The organism is Endozoicomonas sp. SESOKO3 (assembly GCF_024606255.1).
The window spans coordinates 1-1,687 of sequence record NZ_JAHHPR010000198.1; the positions used below are offsets into that span (position 1 = coordinate 1).

3 protein-coding genes are annotated in these 1,687 nt (G+C 50.6%); all 3 read left to right on the top strand.

From position 1 onward, the window contains the following. Window positions 1-308 (top strand): hypothetical protein (locus tag KDK18_RS03395; RefSeq protein WP_257253220.1); only part of this gene is annotated, 308 nt, incomplete at its 5' end. Between the two features lie 96 nt (window positions 309-404). After that, window positions 405-1,409: a CbbQ/NirQ/NorQ/GpvN family protein gene (locus KDK18_RS03400; protein WP_257253221.1), complete on the top strand. Its 1,005-nt coding sequence runs from the start codon at window positions 405-407 to the stop codon at window positions 1,407-1,409. Next, window positions 1,406-1,687: DUF3150 domain-containing protein (locus KDK18_RS03405; RefSeq protein ID WP_257253222.1), on the top strand; the 282-nt coding region annotated here is incomplete at its 3' end. The genes KDK18_RS03400 and KDK18_RS03405, both read left to right, overlap by 4 nt.

A 1,687-nucleotide genomic window follows, 5' to 3' on the forward strand; every position in this document is an offset into this window, starting at 1 on the left:
AGAAGCGGCTGCAACAGGAGTTGCAAAAGTTGATGGGAGCATTCCGGGTAGCTGAGTCTGATGGTTTACGTATCTGCTGCACTGAATGCAGTGGTTCCATAGATTATCAGAAAGCGCTGGAAGCATTGTGCAAACAACACCAGCTGGCGTTGCCGGATCTTGATGCTTTCCGCCGCAAGGCAAGAGAACAGGTAAGGGTAACCTTGTTGGAAAAGAGAGTGGACGACAGAGAGTCAGAAATTGAAGTGTCTGAGAATGATCGGTTGATCTTAAACCCTACCGTCAGTAAACAGAACTTCTATTTCTGAATCCAATTTTAATTAACCCGGGTGGGGCAGTTGTTATCCCCATCCGGGGGAGATTTCTGCCCTTTTTTTGTTTTATGAGAGTGCAGGATATTAACAATGGAAAATGATGCTCAGTCTGAGTCAGCGGGTTTGCAACCGGCGTTTTATGAGCTGAATGAAACCTTCGATCTGGATTCCAATCAACTGATCCTGCTTGAAGGTTACAAGGAATGTGGGCATCCGGCAGTACCGGCCGTTCAGCCTTATGTATTTGACAGAGACCGGCTGCGGAAGCTGCTGGCGTTTCTGGATAATCCGGAGGGTGATGGCTTGTATTTGTGCGGTCCGACAGGGTGTGGGAAAACCAGTCTGGTTTCTCAGGCTGCTGCAAGGTTGCACTGGCCAGTGCAGATGGTGCCTGTTCATGGAAGGTTAGAGCTGGATGATTTGCTGGGGCAGAAAGTGTTGGATAAGGGATCAACTCCCTTCCAATATGGCGCTCTCAGCATTGCGGTAAAAGAGGGTCATATTCTGATCCTGGATGAGATGGATGTTGCCGACCCGGCAGAACTCGCTGGCTTGTATGATCTGCTGGACGGTGCGCCTCTGGTATTTGCGCAAAACGGCGGAGAAATTATTCCGGTGCATCCACGATTCCGGTTTGTTGCCACCGGTAACAGTGCTGGAGCAGGGGATGGCAGTGGTTTGTATCAGGGAGTATTACGACAGTCATTAGCCTGGTTGGATCGGTTTCGTGTGATTTCGGTGGATTATCCTGACGAATTCACAGAGCTGATGATTCTCAACCAGGTGGTGCCCGGTCTGCCCGTTGTCGTCAGAGAAAAGATGGTGAAACTCGCTAACGAGGTGCGTCGTCTGTTCACGGGTGATTCTGATGGAAGAGCCGGAGAAGGCGAATCGCAACTCAGTGTCACTTTGTCCACTCGTGGACTGGTGCGCTGGGCAAGATTATCACTCCGGTTTCAGGGTGCACCCAGAGTATTTGAGTATGCGCTGGAACAAGCCCTGACTGCCAGAGTGGAACCTGCGGAGCGACAGGCGATTCATCGGATTGGGCATGATGTATTCGGAGACTTATGGTCTTCAGGAGTGGACTCATGACAGATCACGCTGTTGTCGATAAAGTTCTGGATCAAATGTCTGTGATTGCCCTGGACTGCTCCATCTGGTCAGGCGCCCGTCGTCTGAAACCAGAGGATTTGGTGCTGGGAAAAGGTGGTCAGTTGCCGTCTGATGAAGTGGTATCGCTGGGAAGCAAAAAACTGTGTAAACGGGAAGTGCTCAAGCCATTTCATCATCTGAGAGATCAGGCCTGTCGGCTCTGTGGCAGAGAGGGAGTAAGGTTTCTGGGTGGTTATGCTGTGCCCGATCATTATGTT

Coding starts and splice junctions, on each gene's coding strand:
- KDK18_RS03400 (WP_257253221.1), top strand. CDS start 405: ATGGAAAATGATGCTCAGTCTGAGTCAGCGGGTTTGCAACCGGCGTTT.